The following is a 17,519-nucleotide window of genomic DNA, read 5'->3' as shown; positions in this document are numbered from 1 at the left end:
GCCGGGACGGCAATCGGCGCGCAACCCGTCATCGGCCTTACGGTCGACCGTGCCGCGCAGTTGCAGGCGTGGACCGACTCACGCATCCGTGATCGGGGATCCGCTCAAGTCGGGTCGCGGACCAGCACGCCGGTCGATACCACGGGGCCGGTAGGCTGGCCCGTGGGCGAGCCGCCGGGCGGCTCAAGACTGACTGCCAGCGTCGCGCCGGGCTGGAGCTGCATCGGCCGAGTCAGGGCGTGCCTGCTCGGCCCGGCCTGCTCGAGCACGCCCAACGAGACCGGCGCTCGACCGGGCGCCAGGAGCCAGAGCTCGGGCACGCGCTGCGCCGGCGTGGCGATGTCGAGCGCCTGCGCGAGATAGCCACGACCCTCGGCGGAGACCCGCACCACCCAGGCCGGGCGGCCCTGCGGGTCGGTGAGAACAGCGACGAGGCCGGGGGTCGGCGGCGTCAGGAGCAGGAGGGCCGCGAGGCCTGCCGCGGCCCCGGTCGCCGCGACGGCCCAGCCGCGCCAGAAGCCCAGCCGCTGCCACCAGCGCGGCTCGGGCGGGCGCCGCCGGCCGGCGATGGTCCGACGCAGCCGCCACCACAGCTCCGGTCGGGGCATCACCGGCGGCAGGTCGTCGGCGAGCGGAGCCAGTCGCGCCTCCCATTCGGCTACCCGCCGGGCGAGCTCGGGATCGTCGAGCAGGTGCCGCTGCACCGCGAGATGCTCGTCGTGCGAGAGCACGCCCAGCACGTACTCGCCCGCGAGCGCGTCGAGATCCTCCGCCCCCGCCATCACTCGGCTTCCAGACAGGCGCGCAGGCGCGCGAGGCTGCGCCTGATCCAGCTCTTGATGGTGTTCACGGGCCGGTCGAGCCGCCGGGCCAGATCGTCGTAGGTGAGGCCGTCCCGATAAGCCAGGATCACGCAGCGACGCGGCTCGGGCTCCAGCCGCTCGAGGCAGGCTTGCAGCGCCAGGCGCGCGGTCGAGGCCCGAGCGAGATCCGCAAGGTCGGGTAGCTCCACCTGTTCCGGGCCGTCCGCGAACGCCACCTCGCGCCGCTGCCGGCGGAGATGATCGAGCGCCGCGTTGCGCGCGATTCCGATAAGCCACGCCATGACCGGGCCCTTCACCGGATCATAGGCGTCGGCCCGATCCCAGACCCGCACGTAGACGTCGTGCAAGATCTCCTCGGCGAGGTCGCGCCGCCTCAAGAGCCGGATCAGCACCGCCAGGAGGCGCGAACTTGTCCGGCCATAGAGCAGGGCAAGAGCATCGGTGTTCCGGTGCGCCACGTCCGCGACCCAGCTGGCCAGCGCCGCTTCGTCGAACGCCTCGTCGGCTCGATCCCGCAGCATGCTCTCCCCGTGGTCCCCGAACCCGGTCGCGGGGCCGGCCTCCTGCCCCGACGAGGGAGATAGCGTCCATCCGCCGACCCGACCAGGGCGGCGGGCGACGCCGAAGCTCCCGTGATTCAGGCCCGTATCGGGCGGCCCTCGTCGAGATCGTGGGGACGCTCATGGGCCATCTCCTCGACGACGAGCACCCGCTCCGGGTCGTCCGCCTCCTCCTCGGTCTCGGCGCTGAGATGCTGCTGCAGCCGCGCCTCGTCGAGCGCTCCCTCCCATTTCGCGACCACGACCGTGGCCACACCGTTGCCGATCAGGTTGGTCAATGCCCGCGCTTCGGACATGAACCGGTCCACACCCAGGATCAACGCGATGCTCGCGACCGGGATGTGGCCGACTGCGGCGAGCGTGGAGGCGAGGACGATGAAGCCCGAGCCGGTGACGCCCGCCGCCCCCTTCGAGGTGAGGAGGAGCACGGCCAGGATACCGAGCTGCTGCCACAGGGTGAGCTCGGTGTTGGTGGCCTGCGCCAGGAACAGCGCGGCCATGGTGAGATAGATGCAGGTGCCGTCGAGGTTGAACGAATAGCCGGTCGGGATCACCAAACCGACCACGGACTTGTCGCAGCCCAGGATCTCCATCTTGGCCAGCATCCGCGGCAGCACCGACTCCGAGGAGGAGGTGCCGAGCACGATCAGGAGCTCCTCCTTGATGTAGCGGATGAACCGGAGCACGCTGAACCCGGCCAGCCGGCACACGATGCCGAGCACGCCGAAGATGAAGATGAGGCATGTGGTGTAGAAGCCCGCCATCAGAGCGCCCAGCGAGAGCAGGGTGCCGATGCCGTACTTGCCGATGGTGAACGCCATGGCGCCGAAGGCGCCGATAGGGGCTACGCGCATCACGATGCCGACGATGCCGAAGAAGACGTGCGCGGTCTGGTCGACGAGATGGAGGAGCGGCCTGCCGCGCTCGCCCAGCATGTGGAGCGCGAAGGCGAACAGGACGGCGAAGAACAGGACCTGCAGGATGTCGCCCTCGGCGAAGGCGCCGACTACCGTGTTCGGGATGATGTGCAAGAAATAGTCGACCGTGCTCTGCTGCTCCGCCTGGGCGGTGTAGGTCTGGATGGCCTTGGTGTCGATCGTGGCGGGATCGACGTTCATGCCGGCGCCGGGCCGCCACAGATTGACGACGACGAGGCCGACGATCAGCGCCAGCGTGGTCATCACCTCGAAATAGACCAGCGCCTTGACGCCGACCCGGCCGACCTTCTTCATGTCCTCCATGCTGGCGATGCCGTGCACCACCGTGCAGAAGATGATCGGGGCGATCAGCATCTTGATGAGCTTGATGAAGGCGTCGCCCAGAGGCTTCATCTGCGTGGCGACGCCGGGATAGAAGTAGCCGAGGAGCACGCCGAGCAGGATCGCGCACAGGACCTGGGCGTAGAGGTGCCGATACCAGGGCCTGCGGTGGGCCGTGGGCGCCATTCCGACCGCTGGAACCGCCATCTTCTCCTCCCTCTCTCCCGGCCGGGCCCGCCCGGCCCGCCGCCAGAAAGGCTTCACCTAGTTTATCCAATAGACCATGACGGCGCACAATTCCACCGTCTCGTCCGTTCGGGTCGGTGACGGGCTTTCGGAAAGCCTTTCGGCAGCCCAGATAAAGGGTCGTCCGTCGTCGACCGCGCTTGCGAAAGGCACGGAGGTGCCGCAGTAGCAGGTCTGCGACAGCCGCGGGTCGATCTGGTATCGTTCGTGCGGCGCAACCCGAGGCGGCACGGCACACCCGCCCTCCCGCCCATGACCCTGGACCGCCATGAATCTCCTCCCCGTTCTCCTCCTCCTGGCGATGCTGGCCACGGCCGGCGTGCTGATGGTCGGCCTCGTCGGCTTCTTCCGCGGCGGCGCCTTCAACGAAAAGTACGGCAACAAGCTGATGCGGGCCCGCGTCGGGCTGCAGCTTCTGGCCGTGGTGCTCCTCGGCCTCCTGTTCCTGACCCAGCGCTGAGCTGCCGACGATGGTGACATTGACCAGGATCTACACCAGGGGTGGCGATCAGGGGCGGACCTCCCTGGGCGACGGCACGCGGGTCGCCAAGCACACGCTGCGCGTCTCGGCCTACGGCACGGTGGACGAGGCCAACGCGACGATCGGCCTCGCCCGGCTGCACACGAGCGGCGAGGCGGACGCCATGCTGGCGCGGATCCAGAACGATCTCTTCGATCTCGGTGCCGATCTCTGCCGCCCCGGCGCCGACTTCGCCGATCCCGGCACGCTGCGCATCCAGGACAGCCAGGTGGAGCGGCTCGAGCGCGAGATCGATGCCATGAACGCCGAGCTCCTGCCGCTGCGGTCCTTCGTCCTGCCGGGCGGTACGCCGGCTGCGGCGCATCTCCATCTCGCCCGCACGGTATCACGACGCGCCGAGCGCCTGGTGTGCGAGCTGGCCGAGGCAGAGGCGGTCAATCCCGCGGCGATCCGATATCTGAATCGTCTATCGGATCATTTGTTCGTCCTCTCGCGCCGGCTCAACGACAAGGGTGCGCAGGACGTGCTCTGGGTGCCCGGCGCTAACCGTTAAAACGATGTCGCATCCATAATTGACATCCCCGTGACCGGGTCCTATCCCTGCTGCGTTGCACAATCAGCAGGGCCTCGCCCGGTTCGCCCCCTGCCGAGCCGGGTCAATTGCGCGCAACGAAGGCGGAGCAGATGAAAATACTCGTGCCGGTGAAGCGGGTGGTCGACTACAACGTCAAGGTCCGGGTCAAGGCGGACGGGAGCGGGGTCGACATCGCCAACGTCAAGATGTCGATGAATCCGTTCGACGAGATCGCGACCGAAGAGGCGATCCGGCTCAAGGAGAAGGGCACCGCCACCGAGGTCGTCGCCGTCTCGCTGGGCGACGCCAAGTGCCAGGAGACCCTGCGCACGGCGCTCGCCATGGGTGCCGACCGCGCCATCCTGGTCGAGACCGGAACCGAGCTCCAGCCGCTCGCGGTCGCGAAGCTCCTGAGGGCCATCGTCGAGAAGGAGCAACCCGGCCTCGTCATCCTGGGCAAGCAGGCGATCGACGACGACAGCAACCAGACCGGGCAGATGCTGGCTGCCCTTTTGGGCTGGCCGCAGGCCACCTTCGTCTCGAAGCTGCAGATCGAAGGTGGCGCGGCCATGGTGAGCCGCGAGGTCGACGAAGGCCTCGAGCAGCTCGAGGTGAAGCTGCCGGCGATCGTCACGGTCGATCTCCGCCTGAACGAACCGCGCTACGCGTCGCTGCCCAACATCATGAAGGCGAAGAAGAAGCCGATCGACACGCTGAAGCCCGAGGAGCTGGGCGTCGATGTGGCCCCCCGGCTCCAGTATCTCCGCTTCGAGGAGCCGCCGCGGCGCCAGGCCGGGATCAAGGTCGCCTCGGTGCAGGATCTCGTCCAGAAGCTCAAGAACGACGCGGGAGTGCTCTGATGGCCGTTCTCGTTCTCGCCCAGCACGACAACGCGAGCCTCGACAAGGCCACGCTGCACGCCGTTGCCGCCGCGAGCAAGCTCGGGCCCGAGGTCGACATCCTGGTGGCGGGCCAGGGGGCCGCGGCCGTAGCCCAGGCCGCCGCCAAGGTTCAGGGCGTGCGCCGGGTGCTGCACGTCGACGCCGAGCCTTACGCCCATCCGGTCGCCGAGGATCTGGCCGCCCTCATCCTCTCGGTGGCCGACGGTTACGATTATCTCGTCGCCGCCTCGACCACGACCGGCAAGAACGTGATGCCCCGGGTGGCAGCGCTGCTCGACACGGCGCAGATCAGCGACATCGTCGACGTGCTCGGCCCCGACACGTTCAAGCGCTACATCTACGCCGGCAATGCGCTCGCGACCGTGAAGAGCACGGACCAGAAGCGTGTGATAACGGTGCGCACCACGGCGTTCCCAGCCGCCGAGGCCGAAGGCGGCCAGGCCGAGATCGTGACGGTCGCGGCCGTGCCGGCAATGGGCCTCGCCCGGTTCCTCGGCCGCGAGGTCAGCCGGTCCGACCGCCCCGACCTCACCAGTGCCAGGATCGTGGTCTCGGGCGGGCGCGGCGTGGGCTCGGCCGAGAACTTCAAGCTGATCGAGCAGCTCGCCGATGCGCTCGGGGCCGCCGTGGGCGCGTCGCGAGCGGCGGTGGACGCGGGCTTCGCGCCCAACGACTGGCAGGTCGGGCAGACCGGCAAGATCGTGGCACCCGAACTCTACGTGGCGGTGGGGATCTCGGGCGCGATCCAGCATCTGGCGGGGATGAAGGACAGCAAGGTGATCGTCGCGATCAACAAGGACGAGGAGGCGCCGATCTTCCAGGTCGCCGACTACGGCCTCGTCGGCGATCTCTTCAAGCTGGTGCCCGAACTCGCCGAAGAATTGAAGCGCGCCAAATCGGCCTGAACGCGCTAGCGCACCCGACGGAGCTCCTTCCATGGCGACGACTTATGCCCAGCGTGACTATCCGCCGATCCCGGAGATCAAGCGGATCGGCGTGATCGGCGCGGGCCAGATGGGCGCCGGCATCGCGCAGGTGGCCGCGGAGTCCGGCTTCGAGGTGCGGCTCAACGACATCTCGCGCCAGGCGCTCGATGCGGCCATGAGCCGGATCGACTTCTTCCTCGGCCGCCATGTCAGCAAGGGTGTCCTGACCGAGGAGGGCAAGCAGCAGGCTCTCGCCCGGATCGTCACCACCGAGAGCCTCGAGCCCTTCCGCGACTGCGAGCTCGTCATCGAGGCGGCGACCGAGAACGAGGAGCTCAAGCGCAAGATCTTCGCCGCCCTCGTCCCGCACCTGAAGCCCGAGGCGATCATCGCCTCCAACACCTCCTCGATCTCGATCACGCGGCTCGCGGCCTGCACCGACCGGCCCGAGCGCTTCATCGGCATGCACTTCATGAACCCGGTGCCGGCGATGAAGCTCGTCGAGATCATCCGGGGCATCGCCACCGAGGAGGACACCTACCAGGCGATCCGCGGCGTGTGCGAGAAGCTGGGCAAGCAGGCGGTCACCGCCGAGGACTTCCCGGCCTTCATCGTCAACCGCATCCTGCTGCCGATGATCAACGAAGCCGTCTATACCCTCTACGAGGGCGTCGGCACGGTCGAGTCCATCGACAACGCGATGAAGCTCGGCGCCAACCACCCGATGGGACCGCTCGAGCTCGCCGACTTCATCGGCCTCGACACCTGCCTCGCCATCATGCAGGTGCTCTACGAGGGGCTCGCGGACAGCAAGTACCGCCCGTGCCCGCTCCTCGTGAAGTACGTCGAGGCCGGCTGGCTCGGCCGGAAAGTGAAGCGCGGCTTCTACGACTATCGCGGCGAGACACCCGTCCCGACGCGCTGACCTCGATACCCTCATCCCGTCGTGCCGCGGCCGAAAGGCCGGCGGTGCGCAGCAGGTCGCGGCGGAAACCATCCATGCGCTTGATCGAGAAGCTCCGCCGCCGTCTGGACGACGTCTCCTCCCCTGCCAGCGTGCGCATCGAGGAGGCCGTCGTCCCGATAAGCCCGGACACGCCGAGAAGCCTGCGCCGGGCCTTGCAGCGCGGCACCTACGAGGGTGCGGAGCGCCGCATGCTCGCGGCCGTGCTGCGCCCCGACGACACCGTGCTCGAGCTCGGCACCGGCATCGGCCTGATCGCCACCTTGTGCGCGAAGCGCATCGGCGGCGAGCGGGTGTGGACCTTCGAGGCCAACCCCGCCATGGCGGAGCCGATCCGGGCCACGTTCGCCCTGAACGGTGTCTCGCCCCGGTTCGAGATCGCCTTCGTGGGCGACGCCGACGGTACCCGGCCTTTCTTCGTCAACGCGAGCGCGCCGCAGTCGTCCTCGTTCACCGGCCGCCCCGGTGCCGAGCGGGCCAGCGAGGTGCGGCAGGTCGCGTTCCGGGATATCATGGAGCGGATCAGGCCCACCGTCCTCGTCGTCGACGTCGAAGGCTACGAGGCCGAGCTGTTCGACCATGCCGAGCTGGACGGTGTCCGGGCCGTCTGCATCGAGATGCATCCCGACATCATCGGCGATGCAGGCTGCGGCAAGGTCGTCCGCCGGCTGCTCGCAGCCGGGTTCGAGCTCGCGATCGACCTCTGCGAGCGCCGCGGGCTGCTGTTCCGGCGCGCTATGGCGTGAGCCCCGGCCCGCGTCCGCCGTGCTGCCGGCGCCACAGCCGGGCGGCGCCGGCGCTCACGACCAGCGCTGCCGCGAACGCGAGCCAGCTCCGGCCACCCTCGTGGAGCAAGGGATAGTGGCCGCCCAGCATGGCGAGCACGGCGGCCAGCGCCAGGTGGTCGTTGTGCGCCGCGCGCGTCCGCGCCCGCTCCAGGTCCGCGGCATCCGGCTCCCTGCCCTCGCCCCAGGCGGCGAGCGCCCGGCGCTGGATCGGGATCATGATGTGAGCGACGTTCGCGACCATGATCGTGCCGACCAAGGCACCGTCGAGGAGCAGCGCGGCGCGGCCGTCGAGCAGCAGGGCGTGCAGCCAGGCGAAGGCCGTGAGCAGGAGGAAGCAGGCGAGCGCCAGCACCCGGGGCCGGCGGGTGGGGGCCGCGCGGCACAGGCCCTCGTAGAGCGTGTAGCCCAGGGTGAGCGACGCGAGGGTGAGCAGAACGGCGGGCACGGGCGACAGCCCGGTCGCATCCGGTCCGGTCAGGCGCAACGTGGCCTCGACGTAGTAAAGGACCGCCAGGAGGAGGAAGCCCGAGATCCAGGTGGTGTAGGCAGGCCAGCGGAAGCGGGCGAAACCTGCTCCCGGCGGGGGCTCGCCCCCGGGCACGACGCCTTCGATGTGATAGAAGCCGCCGCCGTGCACCTGCCAGGCCTCTCCCTTGCCGTCTTCCGGCCGACGTGCCGGCCGGCGCCGCAGCTCCTGGTCGAGGCCCATGAAGTAGAAGGCCGTGCCGAGCCAGACGATGGCGGCCATCACGTGCAGCCAGCGCAGGCCGAGCCGGAGCCAGTCCAGGAGCAGCGTATCGAAGCCCATGATCCCCTTCCCGTCGTGGCGGATCGGGAGGGTTAGTGGCCGGGTCGGCGCCGGCGCGCAAGCCCGACCACGACGCTGGGGAGCCCCATCGGGCGCCGGATGCCCTAATGGCGCAGCACCGTCAGCAGCAGGCCGACCGTGACCACCGACACCAGGGTGGAAAGCAGGATGGTGCTGGTCGCTTCCGGCACCGCGGCGCGGTAGCGGGCCGCGAACAGATAGGCGTTGATGCCCGACGGCAGGGCGCCGATCGTGACGGCGATCGCGGTCGACAGCGGCGGCAGGGCGAAGGCCCCCTTTGCCAGGAGCCAGATCAGCGCGGGCTGCGCCAGGATCTTGAGGAAGGTCAAAAGCAGCGCCTCGCGCAGGCTGCCCATGAGCCGAAAGCGGCTCAGATTGGCGCCGAGCGCGAACAGCGCCGCCGGCAGGGCAGCGGCGCCCAGCGTCGTGGCGAGCCGGTCGAGCACCGACGGCAGGGCAAGGCCCAGATGGTTGAGGACGAGCCCGATACCGATGCCCCACAAGATCGGGTTGGTGACGAGCCCTTTCAGGATGTTCGCGAGCATCCGCCCGAGCGAGCTTCCCGCCCCGACCCCGAGCTCCGCCACCACGGTCGTGAGGGTGAACAGAAGCGCGCTGTGAAACCCCAAGATCAGCGACAGCGGTACCGCCGCGGGCTCGCCATAAGCCTGGAGGATGAGCGGAATGCCGAGGATGGTGGTGTTGGAGAAGGCGGCAGTGATGCCGAAGATCGCGGGCTCGGCACGTTCACGCCCGAACAGCCGCCGGGCGAGGAAGGCGGCGAGGCCGAAGTTCGCGAAAGCGCCGCCGAAATAGGCGAGGACGAAGCGCCATTCCGGATGCGGCGGCAGCGCCGCCTCGGCCAGCGTGCGCACCAGCATGACCGGGATGGCGAAGTTGAACGCGAACAGCGACAGCCCGCGGCCCGCCGCCTCGTCGATGGCGCCGAAGCGTGCGGCGAGCCAGCCGATGAGGACGATGCCGAAGATCGGCGCGATGATGTCGATGACGACGGCGATCGGGGGAACCTCGGACGGAGAATGAAGCTGTTGGTAGCGCAGCCGCCGACGGGGCTCAAGCGATGGGCCGGATACTTCCTTTTGCCGTTGAACCCGGCGCCGGCCCCGCCGATGATCGCGCCCGAGCATTCATCGCCTCCGTTCGGACGGCAGGGCGCCGGCCCCGTTGCTCGGCGTCGCGACGTCGCGGCGAGAGGACCGAAGGAAAGACGATCATGGATCAACGCCTCGCTCCCACACCCTTGCGGCTGGACCCGCCGCTGCGTCGGCGCATCTACGACAGCATCGCGGAGACGATCGGCAACACGCCGCTGGTGCGCGCACGCCGGCTCGCCGCCGAGGAGGGCCTGAGCGCCGATCTCCTGCTCAAGCTGGAGTTCTTCAACCCGCTCGCCAGCGTGAAGGACCGGATCGGTGTCGCGATGATCGAGGCGCTCGAGGCCGAGGGCAGGCTGAAGCCCGGCGCTCTCCTGGTCGAGCCGACCTCGGGCAACACCGGCATCGCCCTTGCCTTCGTGTGCGCGGCGCGCGGCTATCGCCTCATCCTCACCATGCCGGAATCGGTCTCGATCGAGCGGCGCAAGATGCTGCGCTTTCTGGGGGCCGAGGTCGAACTCACCCCGCGCGAGAAGGGTATGAAGGGCGCCATCGCCCGGGCGGAAGAGATCCTGGCCGCCAATCCGGGGGCGATCATGCCGAACCAGTTCGCCAATCCGGCCAACCCCAAGATCCACCGCAAGACCACAGCCGAGGAAATCTGGGTCGACACCGAGGGCCGGGTGGATGTGATCGTGTCCGGCATCGGCACCGGCGGCACGCTTACCGGCTGCGGCCAGGTGCTGAAGCCGAGGAAGCCCTCCTTGCGCATGGTGGCGGTCGAGCCCGAAGCGAGCCCGGTGCTCTCGGGCGGACAGCCCGCCCCGCACCCGATCCAGGGCATCGGAGCCGGCTTCGTGCCCGAGATCCTGGACACGAGCCTGATCGACGAGATCGTCACGGTCGGCAACGACGAGGCCTTCCAGGAGGCGCGCCGCCTCGCCCGGCTCGAGGGCATCCCGGGCGGCATCTCCTCGGGCGCCGCGGTGGCAGCCGCGCTCAAGGTGGCGAAGCGGCCGGAGATGGCGGACAAGATGATCGTGGTCGTCATTCCTTCCTTCGCCGAGCGCTATCTCTCCACCCCGCTGTTCGCGGAGGCCTAGGCGGGCCGGCGCCGCGCCGGCAGGAGATGCGGCCAGAGGACGGAGAGGATGGGCGGCAGCGAGCGCCGGTGCTCGAGCCCGAGATGGGCCGGTAGAGGATGCCGGCTGGCGCTCGCGGCGCTGGCAGGCTCGTGCCTGCTCGCTCTCCTCGCGGGCGCCGGATGGGCCGAGACGTCGATCGAGGCGCAGAGCGCCGAGATCGTCCACGAGGGCTCGCATCTCCTCGAGCGCTGGGGCTATGCCGCGATCTTCGGCATCGTCACCGTCGACTTCCTGGGCGTGCCGGTACCGGCCACCTCGGTGATGGTGGCAGCCGCCGTCGCTGCCATGCATGGCAAGCTGTGGCTGCCGACCGTGATCCTGCTCTCGTTCCTGGGGGTCATCGTCGGCAGCCAGCTCGGCTACGTCGCCGGCCGGTTCGGCGGCGCCTACGCCCTCCATCACCTGCCGATCTCGGAGGAGCGCCTCGCCAAGGTCGACCGGAGCTACGCGCGCTGGGGGATCTGGATCGTGGTGCTGGCTCCCTACATCGACGGGCTGAGGCAGCTCAACGCGTTCGTGGCCGGGATGCTCGAGCTGCCCTGGTGGCGGTTCGCGATCGCCAATCTCGCGGGCAGCATCATCTGGGTCGGCGGCTGGGTCGGCGGCGTCTATCTGATCGACGAGCACCTGCCGGGCATCGTTCCCGCACTCAAGGCCATGGCGCCGCTCCTTCTCGCCATGGCGGCGGCGGCGCTGATAACGCTGTTCATCTATCTGTTCAGGGTGCCGCCCGAACCGGGCAGGAAGGAGCGGCGCGCGCCGCCGTCGCGGCTGCCTCTCTCACGCGCGCCAGAACGCCGGCGTGAAGGGCAGGACGAGAAGCAGGATCTCGAGCCGGCCGGCCAGCATGCCGAACACGAGCAGCCACTTCGCGGAATCGGCGATCCCGGCGAACGTGCAGCACGGACCGATGCGGGGCCCCAGCCCCGGCCCGACGCCGCCCAGGGAGGTGGCCGCGGCCCCTAGGCTCTCCTCGAAGCCGAGGCCGGCGAAGGCGAGCGCCAGCGCCAGGAGGGAGAAGGTGGCGAGATAGGCGAAGGCGTAGGTGACGACCGCCGCCACGATGGCGGGCGGCACCGGTGCCCGGTTGTAGCGCACCGTGAACACGCCGTTCGGGTAGATCTGTCGGCCGATCTGCGCCTTCAGCGCCTCGAGCAGGACGTAGAGGCGGAACATCTTGATCCCGCCCGCGGTCGAGCCGGTGCAGCCGCCCATCAGCATGGCGCAGAACAGGACCAGGGAGGCGAAGCCGCCCCACTGGCCGAAATCGTGGCTCGTGAACCCGGTCGTGCTGATGATCGAGACGACGTTGAACGCGGCCTCGCGCACCGCCTGCTCGACCGTGAGGGCGCCACCCTTCAGGCGCCAGATCGCAAGCAGAAGGACGCCCGCGCCGATGACGACGAGGAACAGCCGCACCTGGTAATCGCCCAGCAGCGGTCCGGGTTGGCCGCGCAGGAGATGGATGTAGAGCGCGAACGGCATGGCGCCCAGGAGCATGAACAGCGTCGCGATCCACTCGACCGCGGGGCTCTCGAAGTGGCCGATCCCAGCATCGTGCGAGGAAAAGCCGCCGGTCGCCAGCGCCGCCATGGCATGACCCACGGCATCTAGCGTGCTCATGCCGGCAGCCCCGAAGGCGATCGCGCACAGGAGCGTCAGCAGGACGTAGACGAAAGCGATCTGCGCCACCACCTCGGCGGTCTTGGGCACGAACTTGCCCGGCCGAGCCGAGAGGTCGACCATGAAGAGCTGGAGCCCGCCGACCCGCAGATAGGGCAGGACGAGGACGGCGAAGGTGACGAGGCCGAACCCGCCCATCCAGGTGAGCAGGAAGCGCCACAAGAGGATGCCCCGCGGCGCCCGGTCGAGGCCGACATAGACGGTCGAGCCCGTGGCGGTGAGGCCGGAGACGGTCTCGAAGACCGCATCCGTGAAGGAAAGCGGCCGGGCGGCGAACATGAATGGCAGGGCGCCGAAGAAGCTCGCCCCGATCCAGGTGAGGATCACGGCGAGCACTCCCTGGCGCAGATTGATGCGGAGTTCCTCGCCGGCGAAGCTCAAGGTCAGCGTGACGCCCGTGAACACGGTCGCCGCCGCGGCGATCAGGAAGACCGAAGCGTCGGCGCTGCGGTCGACGAAATCGACGGCGGCCGGCACCAGCATCACCCCGCCGAGGCCACAGAGGATGATGCCGAGAAAGTGGAGGACCGGGGCGAGACCGAAGAGGGTTGCGGTCTGGGGCGGGCCGATGCGAATTCTGGGTGCTGCCGCTCTCCTCTCCGGCATGCTCGGCGCTCCGTCTCGCTCCATGGACAGCGGCTCTCGGGACCGCCGCGGGCTGGCGCGTGCTTTGCCCGTTCGCTCCAGAGAGCGCACGGGCCGGATCGCCCGCAAGCCCCGAGCCGCCGTCTGAAGCCGTGCGAATGTGGCGCGGAACCCACAGATGCGGGGGCTCGTTGATAGGACAGCTAGCTCGATTGCCTCCCCTCGACGGTCGGCGTTGGACCGGACCGGTGACGACGGCCCGACGCGACCGCTTTCGGCGGGAACGCTGGAGATGGAGCGATGGAACACCGTATCGTGCGTCGGCCGGTGGCGGCGTTGCTGGCCCTGGGTTTCGCCGGCTCCGCCCCGGCCGCTTCGGTGGCGCAGGCCGATCCGGCCGCTCCGCCGGCGATGCCAGGACCCGATGCCCCGATGTGCGGCGCCTATGACGAGCTGCGCAGTTTCCTGAACGAGCGCTTCGGCGAGCAGCCGGCCTCCATGGGCCTCGCCGACGACGGCACCGTGATGCAGGTCTTCGCCTCCTCCGCCGCCGGCACCTGGACCATGGTGAGCGTGGACAGCAAGGGCCATGCTTGCGTGCTGGCCACGGGCCAGGCCTGGCAGCAGGAAGCCCTCGCCCGACAGGGCCAGCCCACCTGACGGAAGGCCCGTCCTCACGGACCGGGGCCGCTGCGGTCCACCTGCCTTCGTGACATGAGGAGAGGATCGATGCGTGTGACAAACCCGCGTTTCACGGTCGCCGCTGGTGTCATGCTGTTCGGGATCAGCCTGCTCGGCCCCCCGGTGCACGCCCAGGACAACGGCCAGGGCGCCACCAACGCGATCACCCCGCCGAGCACGCAGCAGGATCCGACCGTGCTGAGGCCCAAGCCCAGTCCCCTCCCCGGCCGCCCGGACGCGGGCACGGCGCAGACGCATCAGAACGACACGGCCTCGCCCGGCGGCGGCACGGGTACGACCACCGGCACTACCGGCAGCGGCGTAGCCGGCGGGACGACGCGCGATCAGAACGGCGAGAAGAGCGACGGCGGCACCACCATCCTCGTACCGCCTCCGCCGAGCAACCATCCGGGCCAGCCGAACGGCACCAACCGGCAATAGCCGATGCGCAAGACGATGGCCGCGAAAGGGACGAATGGTGGGCGCTGCAAGGTTTGAACTTGCGACCCCCGCCGTGTGAAGACGGTGCTCTACCGCTGAGCTAAGCGCCCTATGCGGCCCCGCATCTAGTGACCCGGAGCCGGCCTGTCAAGCGCCCGCGAGCGCGGGGGAGGTCCCCGACATACCGCGGCGGCCTCAGACTGCCCGCCCCGCCCGCAGCCGTACCAACGCTTCCGGCAGGTCGGCCAGCCGATCGATCACCGCGTCCGCACCGAGCTCGCGTGCGGGCACGGACGTGTAGCCGAAGCTCACGAGAACGCAGGGCACCTCGAGCCCTCGCGCTGTGAGCAGGTCGTTGCGGCTGTCGCCGACCATGACGGCGGCCGCGGGTGTCGCGCCGAGATCCGCCAGCACGGCCGCGAGATGGCCGGGATCGGGCTTGCGCACGGGTAGGCGGTCGCCGCCGATCGCCGAAGCGAAGAACGGCGCGAGATCGAGGGCTGCGAGCAGGCCCTCGGTCGCGGCTTGCGGCTTGTTGGTGCACAGGCCCATCCGGATGCCCCGCTCCCGCATCGTTCGCAGCAGCTCCCGCGCACCCGGATAGGGCGTGCTCGCCCGGCACGGTTCTTCCGCATAGCGCTCGCGGAAGCGGGCGAAGAGGCGGTCGACCAGCACGGGCTCGGCGGGGGCTCCGATCATGGCGAGCGCTCGCTCGATCAGCACCCTCGCCCCGTCGCCGATCATGCCGCGCACGGCGGCGAGCGGCGGGGCCGCGAGGCCGACCTCGCTCAAGATCTCCTCGAGCACGAGATGGAGATCGGCCGCCGTCTCGACGAGGGTGCCGTCGAGGTCGAACACCAGGGCTTCGAGGCCGTCAGGCAAGGAAGTCGCTCCGGGTTGAGCAGGAAGGGGAAATCGCTAAAGTCCGCTGCGTGCGCTGGGCCGCCGCCTTCTCCACCAGCATGCCGGAGCATCCCCCCGCATGGCCGTCCCTCTATGCGTGACCATCCTTGCCGCCGGCAAGGGGACACGGATGAAGAATGCGTTGCCGAAGGTCCTCCATCCTCTGGCCGGGCGGACGCTGATCGAGCACGTGCTCGCCACCGCCGCAGCGCTCGAGCCGGCCCGCACCGTGGTCGTGCTGGCCCCCGGGATGGAGGATGTCGCCGGGATCGTCGGCCGCACCGCACCGGCGGCCGTGATCGCGATCCAGGAGCCGCAGCTCGGCACCGGCCACGCGTTGATGGCGGCCCGGCCGCGCCTGCCCGAGACGGGTACGGTGCTCGTGATGTTCGGCGACACGCCGCTCATCACCGCAGATACGCTGCGCCGGCTCGTCGGCGCGCTGGAAGCCGAAGCCGCAGCCGTCGCGGTGCTCGGCATACGGCCGAGTGATCCTGCCGGCTACGGGCGGCTCAGGGTCGAGGGCGGGCAACTCCTCGAGATCGTCGAGGACCGCCACGCCGGCGACGCCCTCAAACAGGAGGCGGCCTGCAACTCGGGCGTCATGGCGTTCGATGCGGCCCGCCTCGGTCCGCTGCTCGAAGCCCTGCCGCTGCACGCCGAAAAGAACGAGCACTACCTCACCGACACCGTGGCGGCGGCGGTGAAGCGGGGCTGGCGCTGCGTGGCGATCGAAGCCCCGACCGAGGAGGGCCTCGGCGTGAACTCGCAGGCCCAGCTTGCCGACGCCGCCCGGATCCTCCAGGACCGGCTGCGCGCGGCCGCCTTGAACCGCGGCGTCATCATGCCGGCGCCGGAGACCGTGCACCTCTCGGCCGACACCGAGATCGCTCCCGGGGCCATGATCGAGCCCTATGTCGTGTTCGGACCCGGCGTGCGAATCGGGGCCGGGGCGATCGTCCGTTCCTTCTCGCACCTCGAGAAGGCGGTCGTCGCGGCCAAGGCCGAGATCGGCCCGTTTGCTCGCCTGCGGCCGGGCTCGGAGATCGGCGAAGGGGCCAAGATCGGCAACTTCGTCGAGACGAAGAACACGAAGCTCGCCCCCGGTGCCAAGGCCAACCATCTCACATATCTCGGCGACGCCAGCATCGGCGCCAAGGCCAACATCGGTGCCGGCACCATCACCTGCAACTACGACGGATTCGGCAAGTACCCGACCCGGATCGGCGAGGGCGCCTTCATCGGCTCGAACACGGCGCTCGTGGCCCCGGTCACCGTGGGAGCGCAGGCAATCGTGGCCGCCGGCAGCGTGGTGACGCGCGACGTGCCCGACGACGGCTTCGCCGTGGCGCGGGCCCGGCAGGAGACCAAGGAGAACCGGGCCGGGTGGTTGCGGGAGCGTTTGCGGCGCCGCAAGAACGGCTGAGCAGACGCGACACGAAGCCGCGAAAGGGGCGGCCCGGCCTCGCCGCCCGGCAACGAGAAGAGGAGGAGAACCCATGCGGCGCCTCATCACGGTCATCGGCCTTGCGGCCCTGCTCGCGGGCGGCGAAGCTGCCGCCGACAGCCTGGGCGACGTCCGCACCGGCAATGCCGCCTTCGGCGACGGTCGGTACGAAGCCGCCGTCGATGCCTACACCCGCGCCATCCTCGCGGGCGACCTCGATCCCGAGGCGCTCGCCGTCACCTTCAACAATCGCGGCGTCGCCTACAGCGAGCTCGGCGACTACGACCGCGCGATCCAGGACTACACCAAGACCCTCGAGCTCAAGCCGGGCGACAGGACGGCGATCAAGAACCTGCGCATCGCCCATATCCGGCGCGCCGCGGCCTCGACCAACCTCGGCGACCAGGATGCGGCGCTCGCCGACTACGCCAAGGCCATCGAGCTCGATCCGCAGCACCCCCTCGCCTACATGCGGCGCGGGCAGCTCCTGCTCGATCGTGGCGACGTCAAGGCAGCGCTCGACGACCTGCACCGGGCGCAGGTGCTCGATCCGGGCAACAAGGACATCGCCGCGCTCCTGAACGACGCGAAGCAGGCAGCGGCCGCGACCGAGGAGTCCACGCGGCCCGCCAGCCCTGCCACGGCAGCGAACCGGCCCGAGCCACCGTCCGACAAGGCGCTGGTGGAGGCGGCGCCGCCCGCTGCGGCGAGCGCTGCCGAGCCGGCGCCGGCACGACCCGAGGCTCCCTCCGCCGTCGAGCCGACGGCCGGGCCGAGGACGCCCGCAGCCGTCGCCGAGGGAGAGGATGCTGCCGGCAAGCCTTATCGCGTGCTGGCCGACGTCAATCTCAGGGAGGGGCCGGGCAACGAGTTTCCCCGCAGCGGCTCGCTCGCCCGCGGTACCACGGTGCGTGTGGTCGGCCAGAACAAAGGATGGCTGCAGATTCGCCTCAAGAACGGTGGCGCCGGCTTCGTGTACAAGAAGTGGCTGGAACCGGTGGACGGTGGCAACGCGCCGCAATGACCGCCGGGCGCGGTTGAGGCATCAGAGCGACGTTGCAGCCGCGCCTTTTCAACTGTTATGCATGGACTTCACCCAAATTTCCCCTTCAGCGTGCCATCAAAGTCGTTTAAGTGAATTGTTAACGTTTTCCACTAAGATACAG

18 protein-coding genes, 1 tRNA gene and 1 pseudogene are annotated in these 17,519 nt (G+C 69.6%); 12 read left to right on the top strand and 8 right to left on the bottom strand.

Annotated features, from left to right (window positions below):
- Nucleotides 1-104 precede the first annotated feature (104 nt).
- From U1T56_RS03810 to U1T56_RS03800, 3 genes are all read right to left on the bottom strand, one after another.
- Nucleotides 105-782 carry an anti-sigma factor gene (locus U1T56_RS03810; RefSeq protein WP_418158109.1) on the bottom strand — a complete coding sequence of 226 codons (678 nt, stop codon included), beginning with the start codon at nucleotides 780-782 and terminating at the stop codon, nucleotides 105-107.
- Nucleotides 782-1,345, bottom strand: coding sequence for a sigma-70 family RNA polymerase sigma factor (locus U1T56_RS03805; protein WP_418158108.1), 564 nt, complete (start codon nucleotides 1,343-1,345; stop codon nucleotides 782-784). The genes U1T56_RS03810 and U1T56_RS03805 overlap by 1 nt, the downstream gene beginning before the upstream one ends.
- A gap of 116 nt (nucleotides 1,346-1,461) precedes the next feature.
- Nucleotides 1,462-2,850 (bottom strand): dicarboxylate/amino acid:cation symporter, encoded by a 1,389-nt coding sequence (locus U1T56_RS03800; RefSeq protein ID WP_418158107.1) that lies wholly within the window; start codon nucleotides 2,848-2,850, stop codon nucleotides 1,462-1,464.
- A 307-nt stretch (nucleotides 2,851-3,157) separates the two neighbouring features.
- Between U1T56_RS03800 and U1T56_RS03795 the strand changes: the two genes are divergently transcribed.
- From U1T56_RS03795 to U1T56_RS03770, 6 genes are all read left to right on the top strand, one after another.
- The gene (locus U1T56_RS03795) at nucleotides 3,158-3,349 is read left to right on the top strand and encodes a twin transmembrane helix small protein (protein ID WP_418158106.1); all 192 of its coding nucleotides are present in this window, start codon (nucleotides 3,158-3,160) and stop codon (nucleotides 3,347-3,349) included.
- Nucleotides 3,350-3,359: 10 nt separating this feature from the next.
- Entirely contained in the window at nucleotides 3,360-3,923 is a 564-nt protein-coding gene (locus U1T56_RS03790) for a cob(I)yrinic acid a,c-diamide adenosyltransferase (RefSeq protein WP_418158105.1), read from the top strand.
- 131 nt (nucleotides 3,924-4,054) lie between these two features.
- Complete coding sequence (locus U1T56_RS03785) at nucleotides 4,055-4,804, top strand: electron transfer flavoprotein subunit beta/FixA family protein (RefSeq protein ID WP_418158104.1); 750 nt, start codon at nucleotides 4,055-4,057, stop codon at nucleotides 4,802-4,804.
- The gene (locus U1T56_RS03780) at nucleotides 4,804-5,751 is read left to right on the top strand and encodes an electron transfer flavoprotein subunit alpha/FixB family protein (protein WP_418158103.1); all 948 of its coding nucleotides are present in this window, start codon (nucleotides 4,804-4,806) and stop codon (nucleotides 5,749-5,751) included. The genes U1T56_RS03785 and U1T56_RS03780 overlap by 1 nt, the downstream gene beginning before the upstream one ends.
- Nucleotides 5,752-5,782: 31 nt before the next feature.
- Nucleotides 5,783-6,697, top strand: coding sequence for a 3-hydroxybutyryl-CoA dehydrogenase (locus U1T56_RS03775; RefSeq protein WP_418158102.1), 915 nt, complete (start codon nucleotides 5,783-5,785; stop codon nucleotides 6,695-6,697).
- Nucleotides 6,698-6,771: 74 nt separating this feature from the next.
- Nucleotides 6,772-7,482: an FkbM family methyltransferase gene (locus U1T56_RS03770; RefSeq protein ID WP_418158101.1), complete on the top strand. Its 711-nt coding sequence runs from the start codon at nucleotides 6,772-6,774 to the stop codon at nucleotides 7,480-7,482.
- Here the strand turns inward: U1T56_RS03770 and U1T56_RS03765 are convergent.
- Both U1T56_RS03765 and U1T56_RS03760 read right to left on the bottom strand, forming a co-directional pair.
- Nucleotides 7,472-8,332, bottom strand: coding sequence for a urate hydroxylase PuuD (locus tag U1T56_RS03765; protein WP_418158100.1), 861 nt, complete (start codon nucleotides 8,330-8,332; stop codon nucleotides 7,472-7,474). The two genes, U1T56_RS03770 and U1T56_RS03765, sit on opposite strands and share 11 nt — an antisense overlap.
- A gap of 104 nt (nucleotides 8,333-8,436) precedes the next feature.
- Nucleotides 8,437-9,501, bottom strand: a complete 1,065-nt coding sequence (locus tag U1T56_RS03760; protein ID WP_418158099.1) for an AEC family transporter — start codon at nucleotides 9,499-9,501, stop codon at nucleotides 8,437-8,439.
- 86 nt (nucleotides 9,502-9,587) lie between these two features.
- On the opposite strand from U1T56_RS03760, the gene cysK reads away from it, so the two are divergent.
- Together cysK and U1T56_RS03750 are read left to right on the top strand one after the other, a co-directional pair.
- Nucleotides 9,588-10,571 (top strand): cysteine synthase A, encoded by a 984-nt coding sequence (gene cysK, locus U1T56_RS03755; protein ID WP_418158098.1) that lies wholly within the window; start codon nucleotides 9,588-9,590, stop codon nucleotides 10,569-10,571.
- A 48-nt stretch (nucleotides 10,572-10,619) separates the two neighbouring features.
- Nucleotides 10,620-11,210: pseudogene (locus U1T56_RS03750) on the top strand (DedA family protein); the annotation flags it as partial.
- A gap of 183 nt (nucleotides 11,211-11,393) precedes the next feature.
- On the opposite strand, the gene U1T56_RS03745 reads toward U1T56_RS03750, so the two are convergent.
- A complete protein-coding gene (locus U1T56_RS03745; protein WP_418158097.1) occupies nucleotides 11,394-12,902 on the bottom strand; it encodes a TrkH family potassium uptake protein in 1,509 nt (502 codons plus the stop codon).
- A gap of 279 nt (nucleotides 12,903-13,181) precedes the next feature.
- On the opposite strand from U1T56_RS03745, the gene U1T56_RS03740 reads away from it, so the two are divergent.
- Both U1T56_RS03740 and U1T56_RS03735 read left to right on the top strand, forming a co-directional pair.
- Nucleotides 13,182-13,541: a hypothetical protein gene (locus U1T56_RS03740; RefSeq protein ID WP_418158096.1), complete on the top strand. Its 360-nt coding sequence runs from the start codon at nucleotides 13,182-13,184 to the stop codon at nucleotides 13,539-13,541.
- Between the two features lie 69 nt (nucleotides 13,542-13,610).
- Complete coding sequence (locus tag U1T56_RS03735; protein WP_418158095.1) at nucleotides 13,611-14,003, top strand: hypothetical protein; 393 nt, start codon at nucleotides 13,611-13,613, stop codon at nucleotides 14,001-14,003.
- Between the two features lie 35 nt (nucleotides 14,004-14,038).
- Here the strand turns inward: U1T56_RS03735 and U1T56_RS03730 are convergent.
- Both U1T56_RS03730 and gph read right to left on the bottom strand, forming a co-directional pair.
- A tRNA-Val gene (locus U1T56_RS03730) sits at nucleotides 14,039-14,113 on the bottom strand.
- Between the two features lie 85 nt (nucleotides 14,114-14,198).
- A complete protein-coding gene (gph, locus tag U1T56_RS03725) occupies nucleotides 14,199-14,885 on the bottom strand; it encodes a phosphoglycolate phosphatase (RefSeq protein ID WP_418158094.1) in 687 nt (228 codons plus the stop codon).
- 100 nt (nucleotides 14,886-14,985) lie between these two features.
- On the opposite strand from gph, the gene glmU reads away from it, so the two are divergent.
- Nucleotides 14,986-16,332, top strand: a complete 1,347-nt coding sequence (gene glmU, locus U1T56_RS03720) for a bifunctional UDP-N-acetylglucosamine diphosphorylase/glucosamine-1-phosphate N-acetyltransferase GlmU (RefSeq protein ID WP_418158093.1) — start codon at nucleotides 14,986-14,988, stop codon at nucleotides 16,330-16,332.
- A 73-nt stretch (nucleotides 16,333-16,405) separates the two neighbouring features.
- On the top strand, nucleotides 16,406-17,377 hold the full coding sequence (locus tag U1T56_RS03715) for a tetratricopeptide repeat protein (protein ID WP_418158092.1): 972 nt from the start codon (nucleotides 16,406-16,408) through the stop codon (nucleotides 17,375-17,377).
- The last annotated feature ends 142 nt before the right edge of the window (nucleotides 17,378-17,519 follow it).

It is taken from the genome of Benzoatithermus flavus (assembly GCF_037908215.1).
Classification (GTDB): domain Bacteria; phylum Pseudomonadota; class Alphaproteobacteria; order Geminicoccales; family Geminicoccaceae; genus Benzoatithermus; species Benzoatithermus flavus.
This window is presented reverse-complemented; position numbering and strand designations above follow the sequence as displayed.

What these genes read in the sequence shown, in the direction of transcription:
- U1T56_RS03760 (WP_418158099.1), bottom strand. Translation starts at nt 9,501, where the DNA reads ATGCTCGGGCGCGATCATCGGCGGGGCCGGCGCCGGGTTCAACGGCAA.
- U1T56_RS03775 (WP_418158102.1), top strand. Translation starts at nt 5,783, where the DNA reads ATGGCGACGACTTATGCCCAGCGTGACTATCCGCCGATCCCGGAGATC.
- U1T56_RS03715 (WP_418158092.1), top strand. Translation starts at nt 16,406, where the DNA reads ATGCGGCGCCTCATCACGGTCATCGGCCTTGCGGCCCTGCTCGCGGGC.
- U1T56_RS03780 (WP_418158103.1), top strand. Translation starts at nt 4,804, where the DNA reads ATGGCCGTTCTCGTTCTCGCCCAGCACGACAACGCGAGCCTCGACAAG.
- glmU (WP_418158093.1), top strand. Translation starts at nt 14,986, where the DNA reads ATGGCCGTCCCTCTATGCGTGACCATCCTTGCCGCCGGCAAGGGGACA.
- U1T56_RS03770 (WP_418158101.1), top strand. Translation starts at nt 6,772, where the DNA reads ATGCGCTTGATCGAGAAGCTCCGCCGCCGTCTGGACGACGTCTCCTCC.
- U1T56_RS03800 (WP_418158107.1), bottom strand. Translation starts at nt 2,850, where the DNA reads ATGGCGGTTCCAGCGGTCGGAATGGCGCCCACGGCCCACCGCAGGCCC.
- U1T56_RS03790 (WP_418158105.1), top strand. Translation starts at nt 3,360, where the DNA reads ATGGTGACATTGACCAGGATCTACACCAGGGGTGGCGATCAGGGGCGG.
- cysK (WP_418158098.1), top strand. Translation starts at nt 9,588, where the DNA reads ATGGATCAACGCCTCGCTCCCACACCCTTGCGGCTGGACCCGCCGCTG.
- U1T56_RS03785 (WP_418158104.1), top strand. Translation starts at nt 4,055, where the DNA reads ATGAAAATACTCGTGCCGGTGAAGCGGGTGGTCGACTACAACGTCAAG.
- U1T56_RS03740 (WP_418158096.1), top strand. Translation starts at nt 13,182, where the DNA reads ATGGAACACCGTATCGTGCGTCGGCCGGTGGCGGCGTTGCTGGCCCTG.
- U1T56_RS03735 (WP_418158095.1), top strand. Translation starts at nt 13,611, where the DNA reads ATGCGTGTGACAAACCCGCGTTTCACGGTCGCCGCTGGTGTCATGCTG.
- U1T56_RS03765 (WP_418158100.1), bottom strand. Translation starts at nt 8,332, where the DNA reads ATGGGCTTCGATACGCTGCTCCTGGACTGGCTCCGGCTCGGCCTGCGC.
- U1T56_RS03745 (WP_418158097.1), bottom strand. Translation starts at nt 12,902, where the DNA reads ATGCCGGAGAGGAGAGCGGCAGCACCCAGAATTCGCATCGGCCCGCCC.
- U1T56_RS03795 (WP_418158106.1), top strand. Translation starts at nt 3,158, where the DNA reads ATGAATCTCCTCCCCGTTCTCCTCCTCCTGGCGATGCTGGCCACGGCC.
- U1T56_RS03810 (WP_418158109.1), bottom strand. Translation starts at nt 782, where the DNA reads ATGGCGGGGGCGGAGGATCTCGACGCGCTCGCGGGCGAGTACGTGCTG.
- U1T56_RS03805 (WP_418158108.1), bottom strand. Translation starts at nt 1,345, where the DNA reads ATGCTGCGGGATCGAGCCGACGAGGCGTTCGACGAAGCGGCGCTGGCC.